We start from the raw sequence: 1,957 nt of genomic DNA, 5'->3' as shown, positions 1-1,957 counted from the left end.
TCAAATAGGGTGTTGAATAAATCGACTATCTCGTCCGTCACGGTAATCGGCTGTTCGCTTGTATCAGCAGCAGTTTGATAATGGGCTTTGCATTCAAGTACGTTTTCATCTTCGCAATTTAAAATGAGTTGTGCTTCAAGCCACGGCTCATTTATTTGCTGATAAAGGTACTGACCGAGTTGTTGGGGGATGTTTTTAATGTCTGGTCGCATATGCTTTCCTTAGCGAAATTTTGGGGTTATTCAAAAATATTTGCTGTTTTAAGTAAAGATCTTATTGCCATACTTAAAGTTGGGAAGCTTTCTAGTTCTTCCCACGTGAAAGAGTCTACTATCTGAAATTGATTTACCTCAAAGTTATAAACCACTCTGGAACTGCTTTCATCACAAAAAGCGACGAAGTTACGTAAAGATTCTTCTATATGAAATTCTTGATTGGCTTCAATAATTCCTGCTAAGTAATATGGTTCATTTTGTTCTTTAGCACTATAGAGATTTAATCCATTTACAGAAAAGCCATTTGATATCTTTAATAGATCTAAAAGTTCATTTGGAGGTTGGAAGTTGAAAGCTTAGGTGAAATGCGTATTAAAAGCTTTTAACTCATCCAAACTTATTGGTGTAAGAAAAAAGCCTTCGCCAAAATGAGTTTGCTCTTCTGAGTTTTTCTCTATCAGGTAATTAATTAACTTTTTTATATCACTCATAGTAACTTTGGTCTGCCCCTACATAGAAACTTAAAAAGGTCAAAGAGATCTAATAAAAGGGCTTTAACCCATAACATTTTTGCATGCTAAGCTAGCGCTACTTAAGCCTTTTCAAATCAAGTTTAATTTTGCTGAGATAGCTGTTTTTCATATAATTGCTGAATGTCTATTTCGGCTTCTTCAATATAGTCACAGTCACCATAATCAATGGCAAGCTTCAGTCGTTGCTGAAATAGATTGGTTGATTTTTCAATTTCGCCTAATTCAAATTTAAGCACGGCTAGTTGGAATATGCTGTTAAACTTATTTATAAAAGTATCTTCAGGGTAACCACAGTCTGTTTTTGACATTTCTTTTAGGTAATGCTCAGCATCTTCCATCAAACCAAGTTCGTAACTATTGTTTGCTAAATTATTTAAAATGAGATGTTTTATTTCTTCTAAATCAGGATTACTCAAAATTTCTTTATTAAGCTGCAACGCTTCTTTATATCGCCCAACCTCATGGAAGCAAGCCGCTTTTAACGCAATTAAATTAGACACTTCGTTTTGAGTACGGTGGTTAGCATTAGCGATTGCTGCTTGTAAGTATTCAAGTGCATTTTGATGTTCATTGAATTCACTATATGCTTCGTATAAACGGTGATTTAAAGAAAATACTTGCTCTTGATTTAACTTTTTTAAAGTTGCATTTAATTCCAAAGCTATCGTTGAGTGACTAATAATTTCAGATTCATAATCATAACTCTTAGAGTAAATCATTGATAAGTAGTAATTTGCGTATAGCTTTTCTTCATTTGTTTGCGAACTAGCTAATAATTCACTTAAATCCTCTCGCATTCCAGAGAAGCTAAACATACGTTCAGGGTCTTCTATCGTTTTACCCAACTCGAGGATTTTAGATACAAGGGTAGATTTTTTTGACTTAAATATTTTGTTTAGTAATGTAGAACCCACATTGAGCTTTTTCATTTCATTCATCCTTAAATTTTAAATTGGCTTTCTAGTGCATTTACGAAGTAACGATGATGTCATGAACGGTATTCTCACGCTCAAAATTGAGATTAAATTGGCCTTGGCGATTAATCGTGAAAATGGCGCGCGTCCAGTTTTCTGGTTGGTGTTTAGTGGCATTCACAAATAGGGTGTTGAATAAACCGACTATCTCGTCTGTCACGGTAATCGGCTGTTCGCTTGCATCGGAAGCAGTTTGATAATGCGCTTTGCATTCAAGTACGCTTTCATCTTCGTA

2 protein-coding genes and 2 pseudogenes are annotated in these 1,957 nt (G+C 34.8%); all 4 read right to left on the bottom strand.

Going from position 1 to position 1,957, the window contains the following annotated elements; all coding sequences use genetic code 11:
* A pseudogene (locus H5187_RS23320) lies at nucleotides 1–212 on the bottom strand (DUF600 domain-containing protein); the annotation flags it as partial.
* 26 nt (nucleotides 213–238) lie between these two features.
* A pseudogene (locus H5187_RS25225) lies at nucleotides 239–553 on the bottom strand (YrhA family protein); the annotation flags it as partial.
* 275 nt (nucleotides 554–828) lie between these two features.
* Entirely contained in the window at nucleotides 829–1,677 is an 849-nt protein-coding gene (locus H5187_RS23315; protein ID WP_182733888.1) for a hypothetical protein, read from the bottom strand.
* 40 nt (nucleotides 1,678–1,717) lie between these two features.
* The coding region (locus tag H5187_RS23310) for a DUF600 domain-containing protein (protein ID WP_182798450.1) at nucleotides 1,718–1,957 on the bottom strand (240 nt) is incomplete at its 5' end.

The organism is Pseudoalteromonas sp. SG44-1 (genome assembly GCF_014164315.1).
GTDB classification, from domain to species: Bacteria; Pseudomonadota; Gammaproteobacteria; order Enterobacterales; family Alteromonadaceae; genus Pseudoalteromonas; species Pseudoalteromonas rhizosphaerae.
Note: the sequence above shows the minus strand (reverse complement) of the source record. Positions and strands in the feature narration are given on the sequence as shown.

Bases quoted from the DNA above. Each gene is read 5' to 3' on its own strand.
- H5187_RS23315 (WP_182733888.1), bottom strand. From the start codon at position 1,677: ATGAAAAAGCTCAATGTGGGTTCTACATTACTAAACAAAATATTTAAG.